The organism is Streptomyces sp. YKOK-I1 (assembly GCF_054660435.1).
The window spans coordinates 1-15,850 of the sequence record NZ_BAAGDR010000004.1 but is presented as its reverse complement, the minus strand read 5'-3'; the positions used below and the strand labels follow the sequence as shown (position 1 = coordinate 15,850).

At 70.8% G+C, this 15,850-nt stretch carries 20 protein-coding genes; 13 read left to right on the top strand and 7 right to left on the bottom strand.

Features of this window, described 5'->3' with window-relative positions:
- Positions 1-27 precede the first annotated feature (27 nt).
- The 3 genes from ACYQ8Q_RS44905 to ACYQ8Q_RS44895 form a co-directional block, all read right to left on the bottom strand.
- A complete protein-coding gene (locus tag ACYQ8Q_RS44905; RefSeq protein WP_460073995.1) occupies positions 28-1,575 on the bottom strand; it encodes a hypothetical protein in 1,548 nt (515 codons plus the stop codon).
- A gap of 271 nt (positions 1,576-1,846) precedes the next feature.
- Positions 1,847-2,140 carry a UTRA domain-containing protein gene (locus ACYQ8Q_RS44900; RefSeq protein ID WP_460073993.1) on the bottom strand — a complete coding sequence of 98 codons (294 nt, stop codon included), beginning with the start codon at positions 2,138-2,140 and terminating at the stop codon, positions 1,847-1,849.
- Between the two features lie 2 nt (positions 2,141-2,142).
- Complete coding sequence (locus ACYQ8Q_RS44895; protein ID WP_460073991.1) at positions 2,143-2,415, bottom strand: sigma factor-like helix-turn-helix DNA-binding protein; 273 nt, start codon at positions 2,413-2,415, stop codon at positions 2,143-2,145.
- 109 nt (positions 2,416-2,524) lie between these two features.
- Here ACYQ8Q_RS44895 and ACYQ8Q_RS44890 point away from each other — a divergent pair, with 109 nt between their 5' ends.
- The 5 genes from ACYQ8Q_RS44890 (at position 2,525) to tpg (ACYQ8Q_RS44870) (ending at position 7,103) form a co-directional block, all read left to right on the top strand.
- Entirely contained in the window at positions 2,525-3,289 is a 765-nt protein-coding gene (locus tag ACYQ8Q_RS44890; protein ID WP_460073988.1) for a hypothetical protein, read from the top strand.
- A gap of 79 nt (positions 3,290-3,368) precedes the next feature.
- Complete coding sequence (locus tag ACYQ8Q_RS44885) at positions 3,369-3,836, top strand: hypothetical protein (RefSeq protein WP_460073985.1); 468 nt, start codon at positions 3,369-3,371, stop codon at positions 3,834-3,836.
- A gap of 118 nt (positions 3,837-3,954) precedes the next feature.
- Positions 3,955-6,198 carry a telomere-associated protein Tap gene (tap, locus tag ACYQ8Q_RS44880; protein WP_460073982.1) on the top strand — a complete coding sequence of 748 codons (2,244 nt, stop codon included), beginning with the start codon at positions 3,955-3,957 and terminating at the stop codon, positions 6,196-6,198.
- 26 nt (positions 6,199-6,224) lie between these two features.
- On the top strand, positions 6,225-6,539 hold the full coding sequence (locus ACYQ8Q_RS44875) for a hypothetical protein (protein WP_460073980.1): 315 nt from the start codon (positions 6,225-6,227) through the stop codon (positions 6,537-6,539).
- A gap of 6 nt (positions 6,540-6,545) precedes the next feature.
- Complete coding sequence (gene tpg, locus ACYQ8Q_RS44870) at positions 6,546-7,103, top strand: telomere-protecting terminal protein Tpg (RefSeq protein WP_460073977.1); 558 nt, start codon at positions 6,546-6,548, stop codon at positions 7,101-7,103.
- Between the two features lie 70 nt (positions 7,104-7,173).
- On the opposite strand, the gene ACYQ8Q_RS44865 is transcribed toward tpg (ACYQ8Q_RS44870), so the two are convergent.
- Entirely contained in the window at positions 7,174-7,533 is a 360-nt protein-coding gene (locus tag ACYQ8Q_RS44865) for a nucleic acid-binding protein (RefSeq protein WP_460073974.1), read from the bottom strand.
- Between the two features lie 100 nt (positions 7,534-7,633).
- Here ACYQ8Q_RS44865 and tpg (ACYQ8Q_RS44860) point away from each other — a divergent pair, with 100 nt between their 5' ends.
- The 8 genes from tpg (ACYQ8Q_RS44860) (at position 7,634) to ACYQ8Q_RS44825 (ending at position 11,906) form a co-directional block, all read left to right on the top strand.
- Entirely contained in the window at positions 7,634-8,227 is a 594-nt protein-coding gene (tpg, locus tag ACYQ8Q_RS44860; protein WP_460073971.1) for a telomere-protecting terminal protein Tpg, read from the top strand.
- A gap of 103 nt (positions 8,228-8,330) precedes the next feature.
- Positions 8,331-9,104 carry a hypothetical protein gene (locus tag ACYQ8Q_RS44855; RefSeq protein ID WP_460073968.1) on the top strand — a complete coding sequence of 258 codons (774 nt, stop codon included), beginning with the start codon at positions 8,331-8,333 and terminating at the stop codon, positions 9,102-9,104.
- Positions 9,101-9,313 (top strand): hypothetical protein, encoded by a 213-nt coding sequence (locus ACYQ8Q_RS44850; RefSeq protein WP_460073965.1) that lies wholly within the window; start codon positions 9,101-9,103, stop codon positions 9,311-9,313. Before ACYQ8Q_RS44855 ends, ACYQ8Q_RS44850 begins: the two co-directional genes overlap by 4 nt.
- Positions 9,310-9,975, top strand: a complete 666-nt coding sequence (locus tag ACYQ8Q_RS44845; protein ID WP_460073962.1) for a hypothetical protein — start codon at positions 9,310-9,312, stop codon at positions 9,973-9,975. The genes ACYQ8Q_RS44850 and ACYQ8Q_RS44845 overlap by 4 nt, the downstream gene beginning before the upstream one ends.
- A gap of 287 nt (positions 9,976-10,262) precedes the next feature.
- Positions 10,263-10,595 carry a hypothetical protein gene (locus ACYQ8Q_RS44840; protein ID WP_460073960.1) on the top strand — a complete coding sequence of 111 codons (333 nt, stop codon included), beginning with the start codon at positions 10,263-10,265 and terminating at the stop codon, positions 10,593-10,595.
- Between the two features lie 235 nt (positions 10,596-10,830).
- Positions 10,831-11,067, top strand: a complete 237-nt coding sequence (locus ACYQ8Q_RS44835) for a hypothetical protein (protein ID WP_460073958.1) — start codon at positions 10,831-10,833, stop codon at positions 11,065-11,067.
- Positions 11,067-11,339, top strand: a complete 273-nt coding sequence (locus ACYQ8Q_RS44830; protein WP_460073955.1) for a hypothetical protein — start codon at positions 11,067-11,069, stop codon at positions 11,337-11,339. The genes ACYQ8Q_RS44835 and ACYQ8Q_RS44830 overlap by 1 nt, the downstream gene beginning before the upstream one ends.
- Before the next feature lie 18 nt (positions 11,340-11,357).
- Entirely contained in the window at positions 11,358-11,906 is a 549-nt protein-coding gene (locus ACYQ8Q_RS44825) for a hypothetical protein (RefSeq protein ID WP_460073952.1), read from the top strand.
- 850 nt (positions 11,907-12,756) lie between these two features.
- Here ACYQ8Q_RS44825 and ACYQ8Q_RS44820 read toward each other — a convergent pair.
- The 3 genes from ACYQ8Q_RS44820 to ACYQ8Q_RS44810 all read right to left on the bottom strand — a co-directional run bounded on the left by ACYQ8Q_RS44820 (position 12,757) and on the right by ACYQ8Q_RS44810 (position 14,788).
- Positions 12,757-13,266 carry a hypothetical protein gene (locus tag ACYQ8Q_RS44820; RefSeq protein WP_460073950.1) on the bottom strand — a complete coding sequence of 170 codons (510 nt, stop codon included), beginning with the start codon at positions 13,264-13,266 and terminating at the stop codon, positions 12,757-12,759.
- A gap of 293 nt (positions 13,267-13,559) precedes the next feature.
- Positions 13,560-14,033: a MarR family transcriptional regulator gene (locus tag ACYQ8Q_RS44815; RefSeq protein ID WP_460073947.1), complete on the bottom strand. Its 474-nt coding sequence runs from the start codon at positions 14,031-14,033 to the stop codon at positions 13,560-13,562.
- Complete coding sequence (locus ACYQ8Q_RS44810) at positions 14,030-14,788, bottom strand: hypothetical protein (protein ID WP_460073945.1); 759 nt, start codon at positions 14,786-14,788, stop codon at positions 14,030-14,032. The genes ACYQ8Q_RS44815 and ACYQ8Q_RS44810 overlap by 4 nt, the downstream gene beginning before the upstream one ends.
- Positions 14,789-15,850: the final 1,062 nt, after the last annotated feature.

Sequence of the window (15,850 nt, the reverse complement as noted above, 5' to 3'; positions counted from 1 at the left end):
GCGGGCATCGGCGGCGGGGCAGTGCCGCTACGGGGTGCGGTACCGGTCGTGAAGGATGCTGACGGTGTCGGTCCACGCGGTGTCGGCCTGCTGGGGCAGGTGATGACCGGCGTGGCCGGCCAGCCGCCGGTAGAGCGGGTGCATGGCTCCTGCCTCGGTGGTGATCAGAGCGGTGAGCAGGGCGGGGCGCTGAGGCTTCGCGCTGCGGGGGCGGGCGGTCGGCTTGACCCGCCGTAGCACCTGCTCCTGATCAGGCTCCGGCAGTTCCCCCAGGTCCTTGACCTGAGCACACAGATCGGCGAAGGCCACGGTCTTCCCTATGCGGGCTGCGTGCTCCAGGACGTCGCGGACCGCGTCGGCAAGGCCGGCCGCGTCGAAACGTGCGGGGCGGGAAGCCGCGGGAGGAATGCGCGGCGCCCGGGGTCGCGCCGGCGGCTGAGGGGCCCGCGGTGCGGGTGCGGGGGCGGACTCTGTCGGAGCTGTCCGCCACTCCTTGACCTGGGAGCGCTGGGCGTCGGTGAGCCACGCCGCGGCCTGGTCTGCGGCCTGGGCGAGCTGGCGGCGCTGCTGGGGCGTGACCAGCGTGAACCCATGGCGCTTCTGGACCGCGAAGTTGCCCAGCAGCCGCTGGACCGTCTTCAGTGCCTTGCGTTCCTGGAGGGTCGGTTCGCGCGGTGTGGGCACGCCGACGGCCCGTTCCAGCCTCAGCAGCGCGTCGGCTGCCGCCCTGATCAGGGTGTTCTCTTCGGCGGTGGCCCCGCCGTGTGTCACCTCTTCCGCCCGGTTCAGCCAGCGGCGGATCTCCGTGCGGCTGCGCCCGTCGCCGACCGCCTGCTCGAGGGCCGTCATGACGTCGGCGCGGTCCGGCGAGGGGATGCCGTGCGTCTCGTCACCGGCGGCGCGTACGGTCGGCCGGGGCTGCGGCGCCGCCTTGGGCGTCTGCACACCGATGGGCCGCCGCGTGGTCCGCAGCCGGCGGACTTCTTCGACTGCGGGGGTGACCAGCCCCGCGTCCGTGAACCCGACCTCGTGCAGGTCGAACCACTCGGTGGCGCGGCCATGGCGTTCGGTCCCGACCTGGATCCGGCGGCGGGTGCCGTCGGGAACGAGCTGGATGCGGTTGACGTATCCCTGCCGCAGCAGCACGTCCGGGTCGGACGCCATCTCGGGGCCGAGCACCAGATGGGCCGGGTCCTCTCCCGCCGGTGCGGGCGGGCCGGCCGGCTCGGACAGCAGGACCCGAAGGCCGGCCTGCCCGGCGGGGGTGAAGAGCACTTGCCCGCCGACGGAACCGTCCGCTTCGCGCGGGATGGTGGCCGTGGCGGCGACGTCCTGCTCCGCCATCCAGGCCAGCAGGCCATGCTTGATGTACAGGTGGTCCGCGCTGGAGACCCCGCCCGCCCGCCGGGCACAGGTGGAGGTGTGCTCGGGATCCGGCCCGTGCGCGAAGTGGCAGGCGCGGTCGGTGTAGAGCTTGGTGAAGAGCTGGTGCCCGCACCCGTTCAGCCACTTGCCGCACCAGAAGGTCTGGCCGGTGTGGCGGGCCCGGTAGTCGTCAAGCTCTATCGCTTCCATCGGAAGGACCGCAGGATCCTCGGAACCGGCGTGGCCGATCACTGCCGTCTGCACTCGGCGTCTGTCCAGGGCCATGCAACCTCCAGCCGTACTGGAGACGAGTTCCGTCTCCAGTCGGCGCCCAGCCACGCTGCCGAGCGCTCAACTGGCTGACGATACCTCCCGCCACTGACAACCCCGGGGGACCAAAGACGCCCGGACCGAGCAGCCCGCAACCCTGTGCCGGACCTGCGTGGGGCTGATCCGCGAGAAGGCGTCCGTACGGTGCCGGCTACTCACGCTGTGCGAGGTCCTCAGCCGTGGGCTGGTAGCGGATCTCGTGGGGGTGGCCGCTGTAGTTGACGGTCACCGTGTGCTGCAGGACGTCGTCCTCGGCGTCGTAGAAGACCTGCTCGATCACCAGGCAGGCCCGCTCGGTGGAGATGCCGAAGTCCTGCGCCTCCTGGGCGTTCACGCGCCGGGCCATGGAGCCGGTGGTCACCCGCGCCGTGCCCGGGGGCGCGTTCGGAGGCAGCTCCGCTGTGGCGTCCGGATGCGTCCACGACGACTCGTCTCGGTCCGTCACGACTACCTGCCTTTTGCGAGCTGGTCGACGCGGCCGACAGACAGCCCGAGCTGCTCGGCGACCTTGGCCAGGGTGAGGTTCTGGCGCAGTTCGAGAACGGTCTGCTGCCGTACCGCTTTGGTCCGGGTGAGGGGTTCGGCGATCGCCTCGGTCAATGCGGTCTGCAGGGCACGGGCGGCCTTGTCCCGGTCCACGGGGTCCTTGATGGCCGCGACGTCGGCAAGGGCTCTGTCGAACGCGTCGCTGTTGATGAGGTCTGCCGGTTGCGTGGTCATGCCCCGACTGTAGGGGACTTCAAGATTGTTTTCTAGAGTACCCTTGACGAATTTCTAGGGCGCCCTATAAATTCGGGGTACACCGTCACCTCCGAAGTGGAGAGAGACCATGCAGAGCACCGCCAAGACCCTGGTCAAGCCGACCGCCGTCGCCGATGAGGCGGCCCGTGCCGCCGACCAGGAGGCTGCCGAGGACTTCGCGTGGTGGCTGCGCGCGGCGCTCGGGCTCACCCCCGACGTGCCCCGGTTCCACCAGGGCCGTGACCAGCACCGCCGCGCCTACCAGGCCGTCCGCATCGCCCGTGAGCGGGTCCGGGACCAGGCCGCGCTGGACGGCGACGACGTCATCGCGGCCGGCTACACCGCGGCGGTCGCCTGGCACCGGTTCATCTACCTGGAGAAGGCCACCACCGCCGCCCTGGAGTACGTGCAGGCCCTCAGCCCCTGGGCGTTCTGCCGGTTCCTCGGTGACCTGATGGTGGCCAGCGTGAAGACCGGCACCGCGCAGGACCGGTACTTCTGCGAGCTCGCCACCCGCGTGACCACCGCGGCCCGGATCCGGTCCGAGGTCGCGCCTGGCGAGCGGATCGCCCAGCAGCACATCGAGATTCTGCGCCTGGCGGACAGGCCGCACCTGGCCTCCCCGACCTTGGACCTGAAGGTCGCCCCGTACGGCGTGTGGATCACCTACCGGTGTGAGGCCGGCGCCACGGAGACCACCTGGGAGGCCGCCGTCTCCGGCCACCGCGTCCTGACGAACGGCGTCGTCGACATGGACGGCCGCACCGTCACGCTGCGCAGCGGGATCGACGAGGACGTCACCCCCGACTGGCTGATGGGCCTGATCGAGAAGTACGCCCCGACCTCCTGGTAGTCCCGCCCGAACCCCCGGCCGCGCGCCGGGGGTTCGCCGCTTGCCCGCCCACCTCGTTCCGCACCGGGGAGACATGACCATGGAACTCGCTTCGTCCGCCGTCGCCGCCCTGATAGCGCTGCTGGCGACCGTGCTCGGCTTCCGTCTGCAGGAGCGGTCCGCCGCCCGCCGCGACCGTCTCGCCCAGCAGGTCCAGCAGCGCCAGGAGCTGCGACAGGTGTTCGTGCGCTTCCTCTCCCGGCTCGCCGCGATGCGCCGCCTGCAGCACGAGCGCTCCGTCCTGCGGGAGGCCGTCGCCCCCGAGGGCGACCGGGAGGCGGCCAAGACGGCCGCGCTCGAGGCGCGCACCGCTGTGGGCGAGGCCCTGACCGAGCTCCAGCTGCTGACCGATGACCCGCGCGTCCTGGCGCTCGCCCACCGGGTCGTCGACGTCACCTTCACCCTGCACGAGGCCTCCGACCGGTCCGACCGTGACCGGCGCGCAGGCCTCGCCCGGGCCGCGCACAACGCCTTCGTCGCCGCGGCGGGCCCGCTCGTACGGGCCTGACCCGTCGGGGCTCGGTTGACTCCCTAGCAGCACGATCATGCCCAATGTTCGCGATCCGTACGCGTTTGGTACGCGATCCGTACGGTTTCCGTTATGCTTGAGAGACAGGAGGTGTTCCATGTCCGAGTTGTTCGACCGGGTCGACGCGCTGGTTGCGTCCCGGTCCCCGCTGCCGCCGCCGGCGGAGCGCAAGCGGCTGCGTGTCGCGCACGGCTTGACCCTGGACGAGGTGGCCGAAGCGCTGGAGGTGCGGCGGGCGACCGTCAGCGGCTGGGAGTCCAGCACCAAGGCGACCGAGCCGCGGGGTAAGGAGCGTGAGGCGTACGCCCGTCTGCTCAGTCAGCTCGCGGAGCTCTACCCCGCTGATGCCAACGCCTCAACACCCGTGCAGGACACGGCCGTTCCCGCGACGTTCGCGAGCGCTCCCGCCCCGGCGCCGGAAGCGCGGACTCTGTCCACAGGTCCAGCGCCCGAGGCTGCGGTCATGACGACTGAACAGAACACCCCGTCCCGTCCCGCCACCGCTCCGGCCGCCGCGTCGCGTCCGGCGCCCGCCGCCAGGCCGACGTCGACGTCGCGGCGTCCGGCCGCGCGGAAGGCGGCCCCGGCGAACACCCCGGCCGGTGCCGACCCGCGCTTCGCCAACGGTCCGCTCGCCGTCGTGGACGTCGACGCCGACGGCCAGGTCCTCGCGTACTGCGTCGGCGGCCTGGTCCTGGACGTGCCCGCCAAGTCCCTCCCGTCCCTGGTCGACTGGACCCTCAAGGAGGCCCTGCTCGGCCAGCCGAAGCTGTCCGGCCCGGGCAAGGACGCCGACCCGCTGATCGTCCTCACCCCGTCCGCGCTGGAACGCTACGGTCTGCCCGTCGGCCTCTCCGAGGAAGAGCGGCACGCCGGGCGGATCCCGGAGGGGCACAAGGTCATCAAGCAGCTGGTCCGCGCGGACTGGAAGCTGACCAAGAGGGGTTTCGGGCCGTGGGCGCGGATCTACCGTCCGGCCACCGGTTCGGAGCGGGCCTGCGTGCAGCTGTGCATCCCGTCGTGGAACGCGCTCGATCCCCGCAGCTGGGGCGACGCCGGGCAGTTGGCGCCGGCGGACCTCGCCCGGGTCCTGGGTGTGTACGCGGCGCGGGTGATGACGCCGCGCGGTTCCACCGGCGTCACCAGCCTGGAGCTGATGACCGCCCTCCACCCGCCGACCCGCGCCTCGGAGCCGGACGCTGACGGTCAGCGGCACTCCGAGCACAACCCCGGCAGCCTGGGCAAGGACCCGGTGGACTGCGCGCCGTGCGAGGCCCCGGACAACCACCCGCTCCTGAAGGATCTGCCGCGCTTCCACACGCGGACCCCGGCGGAGAAGCTGTTCGAGGAGGCGTACGACTGGGCGCGGCCGTTCACCGACGCCGAATACACCCGGCGGCACCTGGTGGGTATCGACGTGAACATGGCGTTTGCCGCCGGAGCCAACGGACTGACCGTCGGTCTCGGTGCGCCGACGCAGGTGAAGGCGCCGGTGTTCGATGCGAAGCTGCCCGGCGCGTGGCTGGTGGACCTCAGCCATGTGGACCTGTCGAGGGTGAAGGTCGGCAAGGACAAGTGGGTGGACCTGGACGGCAGTCTGCTGCCGAGCCCGTTCACGCCGTCGGGTGAGCGTCCGACGGGTCCGGCCTGGTACGCGACGCCGACCGTGGCGTACGCGGTGGAGCTCGGCTACGACGTCACGCCGCTCGAGGCGTGGGTTCGCTACGACTCCGGCCGCTACCTGGACTCCTGGTACAACCGGCTGCGTGACGCCTTCCTCGCGACCATGGCCGACCTCGGCGTGCACGCGGACACGGACCCGGCCGACTTCCTGACGGCGATGTCCGGCTGGCGGCAGCGCGACCCGGAGCTGGCGATCGTCGTGGACGCGGTCAAGGGCACCGTGAAGAGCGGCCTGGGCAAGCTGCGCGAGCGGCCCCGGGGCGAGGGCTGGAAGGCCGGTGAGCCGTGGCGGGCGCTGTCCCGGCCGACGTGGCGGCCGGACATCCGGGCGGCGGTCATCTCCCGCACCCGGATCAACCTGCACCGGAAGATCGTCAGGCACGCGGCGTTCACCGGGCAGTACCCGGTGGCGATCCTGTCCGACTGCGTCGTGTACGCGGTCGACGGCGCCAGCCCGCTGGACTTCCTGCCCTACCGGGACGGCAAGCCGCTGCCCGGCGGCTTCAAGCTCGGCATCAACCCCGGCCTGGTGAAGTGGGAGGGCACCCAGGAGCTGCTGTGGGGCGAGGGCGTCCGGGAGCAGTTCAACGCGCCGGAACTCAACTTGGCCCGGTACATCAAGGACGGCACCGTCACCAACGTCGACAACGGAGAGTAGGAGACATGCGAGGCAAGGACGGAACCATGCACTCTGACACGCGCTCCTGGGCGGCCCGCTGGTCGTTCACCACACCATCCGGCGTCACCACCGGAACCGCCCGCGTCGCCTCCTTCGAGGACGCCTTGTCCGCCGTCTCCAGGGCAGCCGAGCAGTCGGTGGCCGGCCTCACCGAGGACGAAGCCGACGCCCTGGACACCCCCTGGAACAGGCTCCTGGCCAGCCTGGAGCTTCACGCCGAACACGGCGCCAGGAGCGCCGGGAACTGGCACTACGCCGCCGACGGATGGGCCGACATCGAGATCACCCACACCACCGACCACCACAGCAGCGGGGAGTAGACCGCGATGAGCCTGTTCGGCGACGGCCTGGACAAGGCGGTGCAGAAGGCGTTCACCCGCCCGGCACCCAAGAACGCAGGCCCGCAGATGCGGTACCTGGTCGACAAGCTCAAGGGCACCAAGGCCGTCGCCGAACTGCTCGGGATGTCCCAGCGGCAGGTGGAACGGTACGTGGCGGGCACGGCCAAGCACCCCCGCAAGGACCTCGCCGCGCGCCTGGAGAGCGAGGTGAAGAAGCGGTGGCAGCCGCAGATCCGGGCAAAGGCCCGGCAGAAGGCGGCGACCACCGGCGGCATCGTCATCGACACCCGTGCCCGCCTCGGTTACACCGCGCCGATCGGGTCGACGGACCAGGACCGCATCCGGCACCTGACCGTCGCCCTGCCGCCCCGCTACGCTGCCCGCCTCTTCGACGCGCAGGAGGCCGGCGCCACCGACCAGCAGCTCAAGGAGCTCGCGGCCGAAGCGCTCAAGGAGGTGTACTTCCAGGACAACGGCCGCCGCGCCGGGCAGCTGGAGGAAGTGCGCTTCACCGATATCGAGCACCTGGAATTCGATCTTTAGACGCCCCGAACAGCCTGCGAGCCCGGACCGACTGGTCCGGGCTCGTTCGCGTGCGGGGTGTCCGCCACGGCTACGCGGCCTCCAGGCCCTCGCCGTCCCCGCTGCCGAGGGCGTGCCGGAGCCGGGAGCGGGCATCGGGCCGTTCGGGCGCGGAGACCTCGTTCCAGAACGTGTGCGTGACGATCGCGGCGGCGAGGCCGCGTTCCCGCGCCCGCAGCGCGGCGACGTCGTTCTGCTCCTGCTCCGACCAGCCCGGCGAGGCCGGATGCGCGGGGGACGTGGCGAGCCAGTAGCCGTCGGGGCGCTGCCATGCCTCCATGGGTTCCACGGAGTACGGCAGCGTCTTGACCAGGGCTTTGAGGCTGGCGCGCACCTCGTTGAGGGACTGCTGCGCTTTGAGGAGATCGTCGGGGTAGTCGTACGTCGTCACGGCCCAACAGTAGTTCGAGCCGCCGACAGTGCCGCCTGTCCGACACCGGGGCCGCGCTCGCCGGCACCTGTCCACAGGCGACCTGCCCGAGGCTGTCTTCATGGATGATCAGCACGACTCGCAGCAGCCGGCCCCGCGCGGCGGCAAGGTCCTGGACGCCCTCACCCGCGCGGAGCGCCAGACCGTCACCCGGCCCGCGCCGAAATCCGCGAAAGCCCAGATCAAATTCCTTCTCACGCGCGCGAAGGGGTCGACGAAGGACCTCGCCGAACGTCTGGGTGTCTCGCGCCGTACGGTGCAGCGCTACCGCGCCGGACAGCTGAAGAAGCCTCAGAAGCGCCTCCAGGCGGCGCTGGTGGAGGAGACCGCATCGGAGTGGCAACCACAGGTCAGGGCGCAGGCAAGGGAGCGTGCGGCGACCTCCGGCGGCATGATGGTGAACGTCCACGCCTACTTCGGGTTCGCCTGCAGGGGCAGTTCGGACGACGGCCGTGAACGGTTCGTCAGCACCCCGATCTCGCCCGCCTACGCCAAGGAGATCCTCCGTCTCCAGGAGGAAGGTGCGACGGAGGAGGATCTGCATCCGGTCGTCGCGGAGGCCATCACCGAGTCGTATTTCACGGAATGGGGCACCCGGGCGGCTGGTCTCCAGGCGAATTTCACGCACGTCAGGTCGATAGAGTTCAAGTTCTGAGAAACCGGAATTCGAGGTCTGCTATAAAACGTATCGGCGGGCCGTCGTGCAGCGCTCTGCGGCGGCCCGCCTTTCTTCTGCGGCGACGAATTGCGAGGCCCTGATGAGCACCCCCTGGACCCGTCGGCCTCTCGCCGCTCGCGCGGCCGCGCCCCGCGAGCCGGTCGACCCCGCGCGCATCGGACGGCGGGTCGTGCGCCGCCGGGCGACGGGGATGTCGGCGGCTGCCGTCGCGGCGGCCCTCGAGGACGCCCGCTTCGACGCACGGCAGGACTCGCGTCACGAGCACCTGGCCGACGACGAACGCGGCCGCGCGGAGCTCGCGGAGTGGGAGCGCCTCGCCCAGCTGCTCGCCGGCGCGGCCCCGGACACGGTGTACGACCCCGGCGTCGACGTCGTCGTCCAGGAGGAGTTCGCCGCCGAAGCTGCGGCCGCCGCCGTCCGGGAAGCCGAGTGGCGCGAAGCCCAGCGGATCGCCGCCCGGGCCGATGAGCTCCAGGCGCTGCGCGAGCTCGGCACGCTGGAGCAGACCGAGCCCCGAGAGGGCGATGAAGCCGTCCGGGACGAACTCACCCGCCGCGCCGGGTCGTACGTGCAGCAGGACGTCGACGCGTGGCTCGCCCACGCCCTGGCCGCGCACCTCGGGCACTACCGCGACCCTGCCGCCCGCGAAGCAGCCGCCGGCCTCCTGCCTGCGCCCGTCCTCACCCACGCCGCGCTGCTCGCCGAACTCGCCCGCCTGGTCCCGGCCGCGGACACCGGCCAGCTGGCGTTCGCGGCCCGGCTCGCCACCGCCGAACCCGAAGCCGCGGCCGCCCTCGCCGCGTTCCTCACCCGCGCCACCGAGCCAGCCGACTCCGCGGGGAGCGTGTCATGAGCGAGCGCCAGGAGCACGGCGCCGTCGTCGTGGTCTGGGCAGAGCACAGCGCCATCGGGCACCACTACGAAGAACTGCTCGCCGACGGGCACTTCCTCGCGTGGACCGAGCCGCCGTTCGGCGAGACGGTCCATCCCGGCGAGGACGATCCCGACTACAACCCGAGTCCCGCTCCGGGTGTTACCACGGTGGATAGGGTTGGCGGGTGACTGTGGCATCCGAGATAGCAACGTGCCCCGAGTGCCGTGAGATCGTCGATACGTGGTGGAAGCACGGGCTCGCCGATGACCGCAGCGGCCTCAGGACTGACGAGCTGGCGTTCTACGAGCACCTCGTGAAGTACCACCCGACGATCGCCCTGAAGGGTCGGGACGGCTGTCGGGACTGTCGGGGAGCGGTGGCGATGGCCCAGTTCGCCCTGCCCGGCACGGACATCTACCTCAAGGACGGCACCTGGGTGAACCCGGCCCGGTTGCACTTCGTCCACCACTTCCTCGAGCAGACCGCCGATCTGGACCAGGCCACACTGACCAGCGGCCACGCGTTCACGGTGCGTCTGTCCCACCGCGCCGGCTCCCCCGACCTCGGACACGACCACCACGTCACACTCGAACTCACCGCCCCGGCACTCCGTGTGACCGACGACCAGACCGTTGCCCTGAAGACCGTGGTCGCCGAACTGGAACGCGATCTACAGTTCCGGGAACTCGAACGGCTCGGCGACGGCGGACTGGCAACGCTCAACGACCTCGCCCGGTGGCTGCACCGTACCGTCGCGGACCGGCTGGCCGACGGCCTGGGCGACTGCCTCAAAGTGCGGGTGGAGGCGCCCGGTATCGGTCCTGACGCGGTCTTCCCGCCACCGCAGTGAGTCACGGTGGCGGGTCCGGTTCGGCGCCAAGGCGTGCGGACGGTGTCGGCGCCGCCCACCGCGATCACCGAAAGTGAGTGTCACGGCTGTCACGCACCCGGTGTCACGTTCACCCGATCGGGTGTCACGCTCGACTGTCACGCTGCCCTCCGGGCCCGAAAACACGGGCTCAAGGGCCGATTTCGGCGCTCGGGCCGATCAGCGTGACACGGGGCCCGCGGCGGCTACGGTGCGTGTTCGTCCCGGATCGCCTGCTCGGGCGGCGGGCGCACTGGGAGAATTCCCGGGTGACCGCCACGAACACCGCCACCACAGCCGAGCTCTACGCCCAGGCCCTCCAGGACACCGCCGACCGCCCGGGGCAGTGCGTCGTGCCGTGGGGCGTGTGCCCCGAGCACGGCGCCACGCTGAAGTCGAGCGGGAACCGCGCCTGGTGCACGGACTTCACCTGCTTCAACGTGTGGGAGTACGACCGGCTGGACGCTCGGTGCCCGGAGCCGGCCACCCACAGCGTCCGGGTCGACGACGGCAGCGGCGGGTACGCCGTGTGCGACGGGCACGCACTGACCGCCCGCACGCACATCACCAACGGCCAGGTCGTGCCCGGCCTCCCTGCCTGAACAGTCCGGCCGATCTGTGTCATCGACCCCCTGTTTTCCCTGGTGGGCATGGCCTTCTGTGTCACTGTTCAGCTGATCTGTGTCATCGCCCGGGCAGACCCAGGTGGACCCGGCGCCCGGCCCGGACCCTGGGTCTTGCACCCTCGTGTGAGCTGGTTCGTCCGGAGCGGTCCCCAAGGCCCGGGGCGGCCGATACCGTGGGAGCAGACGCCAGTTCTGCCCTCTGGAGCCCTCGATGAGCGAACAGCCGGCCGCCTCCGCCGACCACGCCCGGCCGCAGCTGGAGCCCGCGGCCGCCGACGCGGTGCGCGCGTACGCGGCCAGGACCCGCGAGAACGCCGACCAGTTCGCCGCCGTCCTGGAGGACATCGCGGAGAACGGGCTGCCCGCGGTGGAGGACTGCACGCCGTGGGAGGAGCTGCGCGAGACCCACCTCGCCCGGCTCGCCTCGCAGCGCCCGGCCGTCGCCTGATGGCCCCGCAGCACGGCCCCCGCCGTGCCCGGATCGTCTTCTCGGACTCCGCCGCGAAGCAGCTGGAGGGCATCAGCAGCGAGTCGGAGATCCACGCCCTGGACCGCTCCCTGGTCGTCGTCTCCGTTGACCCGGACGTCGGCGAGCCGATCCCCGGCGACGCCAGCGGTCCCCAGCTGCGCCAGTACGCCGACGAAGTCGAGCGCGTACGCCTCCTGTACTGGGTGAGTGCTTTGCGCACCGTCGTGGTCGTCGCGTACATCGAGGTCTAGCCGCCGAAGGAGCCCAACGTGCCGTCCGTCCTGGAGCAGCTGTCCGCCGGCCGTCAGATCACCTCGATGCGCATCGTGCTGGAGTGCTCCACCACGGCGACCTCGATCCGGCAGGGACCGGCCGTTGAGGCCGGGACGGACCCGGCCTGGCTCGCGTACCTGTGCCCCGCGCACACCGAGGACCTGCCCGGGTGGCCGGGTGCTGCCACCGTCGCCGTCGGCGGTGACTCCCGCCTGCACTGCGGGGTTGTCCTGGACTACCGGCCCACCGAGCAGGTGCTGCAGTCGCACGCCGACCTGTGGCTCACGCCCCTGACCGGGGTGGACCCGCAGGCCCTCAAGCACTTCTGGTACGACGTCCTGGACCAGAGCAACCGCGTGGTGCTCGCCCGCCTGGAGAAAGACGGCAGCGGCGAGGACGGACCGCTCCAGAGCCTCTCGATGATGCTGGGCATGGCCGTCCAGAACGTCTCCGAGGGGAACCTCTTCCACGCACTGGTCCCGCTCGCGTACTGCGAGACCGTCTCCCAGGAGCTGTTGCCGCGGACCGGTCTTGCACCCCATTAGTGGGTAGTACAGATAGTGCTTCTGGTGCGGGTTGTAGATCCTTCCCCCTGAGAGCGGAGCTCGCAGAACGGGACCCGGTGATCTGCCCTCGCCTGTGAGGACGGCCTGCCAGCGTTCCGTGCACATGATCCTTCCCGGCCCCGTACGGCCATCTGCGGCGTTCTGACGCCCTCCGGGCTCCGGACGACAATCAAGGCCGCCAGAGGCGCTCACAGCGCCGCACAGCGCTTCGGGGGGGACCGAGGCACCGCTGATCCCCTCGGAGCAGTTCCACGATCGTCTTGCCGCCGTCGTTCCGTCGCGCTGGTGCTCTCGGCTGCTCCCGGACCGAGCTCTGCTCTCAGGGGGGAAGGATCTACAACCCGCAGAGGACCGCTATCTGTACTAACCACTATTGGGGTGCAAGATTCGGCGCCGGTGCCCCCCCGTCCTCGAGGGGCGCTGGTGCTCCCGGTGGAGTCCGCTGTTGCTGCCGGTTGCCCGTGTGCAGCGGCCTTGCACCCTTCCCGGCCTGCACGGTGCAGCGGGGTTGAGCGACGGGCTGCTACTCCTGGTGGTGAAGGGTGCAAGGCCGGTTGCTGCTCGGGGTCGGGGACTGTGGCGCAGTATTCGCACGACCCGTGCGGCCCAAGGGTGCTGCACGGGCAGCAGGCCGGCCTCGGTCGGGCAGCAGCGGGTAGCAACGGGTAGCAACGGGCCCCGGCGCGTTCCCGCCCCGCGCGCTGCAACGGCAGTGCCAACCGCCGCGACCGGGACCTGGTCGTGCTGCTCTGCTGCAACGAAACGGTTCACCCGCTGCTCCCGGTTGCTGCTCTCGCTGCACGGCCCGCGGTCCGTGCAGCGGACCCGTTCACGCGCTCGGGTCGTCCGCGCGGGCGCCGGGGCCGGGCGGCCAGATGGTGCGGGCCTGGCCCGTCCCGCGGCAGTGCCGGCACTGCCCGGCGATGCCCCGCTCGCCGTCCAGGCCGCACTCGTTCGCTGTCGTGACTTCGGCGAGGGCGGTCAGCCCGCGTACGAGCCGGGTGTCGAGCGGCAGCGTGCCGACGTCCCCGCCGATCGACACCGTCAGGTAGCTGGGCTCCGGTCCGTACCCCGCGAGCTCCGCCTCGATGAGCGCGGGGAGCTCCGCGGCGAGCAGCTGCATGAGCAGGGCCTCGGAGAGCCGGCGCCCGGCGAGCGGGACGCGGGTGCGGTGCCCGAGGTCGTCGGCGTCCAGCACGGACAGGAAGACCGTCGCGGTGTCCTCGCGCACCGGCCTGGGGGCGAGCGGGTGGGTGGCCACCACCGTGCTCAACGCCCTCCACAGCGCGTACGCGTCGGAGTCCGTCTCGATCAGCATCTCCACCTCGGGGTCCAGCACGGTTCTCCTCCAATGGGGTACGGGTCGCCAGTGCCAGCAACCTCACCGACCCTGGCGTCCCGCAGGCCCGTACGCTCCGAGACACCGCCTCCGCTCCCGCCCGGCGGGCAGAAACTTGGGATCCGCTCCCGCCTCGCGGTCGCGAGGACCGGCGGGGGACGGCCTCGCCCATAGAGCTCACCTGCGGGTTTCCCCTCCAGGGGAACGATGTACTGCTCGGAGCACGCGAACGGCGCTGCACCCGCAGGTGCAGCGCCGCGATGTCGTGTTACCCGGCCGGGCGGGCGGCCGGGTCAGCTGACGGCGTGCAGCGAACCGCGCCTCTTGGCGGCCGCGGTCTTCTTGGCGGCCGCTGCGGCGGCGCGCTTCTTGCGCTGCTCGGCAAGCTGATCCTGGTAAGCGGCGACGGCCTTGTGGTAGTTCGCCACGTACGTCTTGCTGTCGAGTCGGTCCGCCTTGGGCATGGCCTTCACGGCGGCCAGGGCGTCCTCGGGGGAGGCGTGGCCGGCCAGCATCGGGTTGATCTGGTAGACGCCGTTGCGGACCTTCTTGACGAGCTTGGCCAGCTCCAGCTCCCGCAGCGCGGCGTTCACGCTGGGGCGGCTGAGCCTGAGCAGTTCACCGAGGGTGGCCTGGTCAATGCTGATGAGGCCGCCAGCCTCGCTGCGTCCCCGGAGCTTGAGCAGCGCACGGTAGGCGGCGGGCGGCAGGTCCAGGTCGGCGAGAAGGCTGTCGGCGTTGGTCGCCGCCCACTTCAAGGTGCTCACTGGGCTGTTCCCTCCTCCTGGCGCTGGGCACGGGCCAGTCGGCGTGCAGCGCGTTCTTCGGCCCGCTCCTTGCGCAGTTCCTCGATCGCTTCGCGCATGTGCTCCAGCGACGGGAACCGCACCAGCTGCGGCAGGCTCTCATCCTTGCGGATCTTCGCGATCGTCTTGTCCTGGTCGACCTGGACGTACCCGGCTTCGACCAGCTCGGTGCCCGGGATGAACTCAGCTACGCGGTACGAGTAGGGCGGATTGAACTGGTAGATGCCCCGGCGGACCTTGAAGACGATGCCGTGCGACATGATCTCCCCGAGGGCCTCGTTGAGCTTCCCTCGGTGCACGTCCAGGACCGTCGCCATCTCCTCTTGAGTCAGGCGGATCCGCCCGCCGGCCTTCTGGCAGGCGATCATCAGCAGGATCAGCCGCAGCGGCAGGGCCTCGCGGAAGTACTGCGCGATCAGGAAGAAGAACTCCAACGAGTCCATGGAGAACGCCTTCGGCCGCTCCGGAGTGTCGTAGAACTCCATCGGCTTGCGCTTGCTGCTCAGCGAGATGTGCCGGTCCGGGTACCGGCCGGCGAGCGAATCCAGGTCCTCAACCGGCCGGGTCGGCTTCGACCACGCCTGGATCTCATCGTCAAGGGGCAGCTCCGGGCGGCGCGGCGCGCGCTTCGGTGCGGGACGGCGGCGCTGTGGCTCGGATGACACGAGGCTGCTCTCCACTTCGCTGATCTTGAACGGCAGCAGTATGTCAGCCACGCCGACAGATATGTCGGTCTGGCTGACATTCCGGCGTGTTGTGTCCCCCCAGGGGGACAGATCTCCCCCCTACGCGCTCCGACGGACCGCTCAACGGGACGCCGTCGCGAGTGTCGGCCAGGCTGACGTTTCGCCCCCAGAACTGTCGGTCAGGCTGACATTCAGCATTCGATGTGACTCCTCAGGAGGTACACATCAACGGCGTTGTGTACCTCCTGAACCGACAGATCGTCGGATGTGCACGCCGCTGACCTGCGGTTTCTTGGTCTGCGTAAGTATTAAGGTGGCCGAGGTCCACCCGCAGCCGCCGGCCGGACCCCCCACGGCTGAGGGGGCTTCGCGTGCGGGCCCGTGGGCCCGCGCAGACCGTAGGCGGCACCAGCGGCTCTGAGTCTCGGGTGGTGCCGGCCGTGACGAACGACAAGCACCAGCAACCGGGGTGATGTCCGTGGCGGGTTCCGCCGCCCGGCCCGAGGGGCCGTTCGGCTCAGGTACCTCCGCACCCCGGAATTCGGCCTTTCTCGTATCTGAGGTGACGTTCTTTGGCCGAGGCTCGAAGGTGCCCAATTCGTGATTCCTCGCGTTAGCTTGTGGACCGAAATTCACGCGCTGACTAATCGTCAAAAAGTGCCCCCGCCCCGTGTGGTTGGGGGGTGTCTCGTGTTTCCGCCAACGGTACATGCTGCATCAACCTGATGCACACGCTATACTGGAACCCGACACGAACGAGTGACCCCCACCCCCATAGCCAGCCCCGCCCGCACCAGCGGGCCCCAAGGTTCTGGAGGCGCAGCCGGAAGGACCGTCAGGCGGGGGAGCGCAGCGGACCCGCCCGGAGTCCGCAGGACTCCCCAACTCCCCAACGAAAGGCCCCCACTAGCCGTACCTGACACCCTCTCAGCCGCCCGGCGCGCACCGCGCGCCCGCCGCGCCGCATCGCGGCCGGCCCCACCGGATCCCGGAGCGCAGCGCAGGGATCCGCCCGTGCTCCGCACGGGCAGCGGGAGCGCAGCGACCGCCCCGCTTGCACATCGCGCAGCGATGTGGTACCCGCTCCGCGGG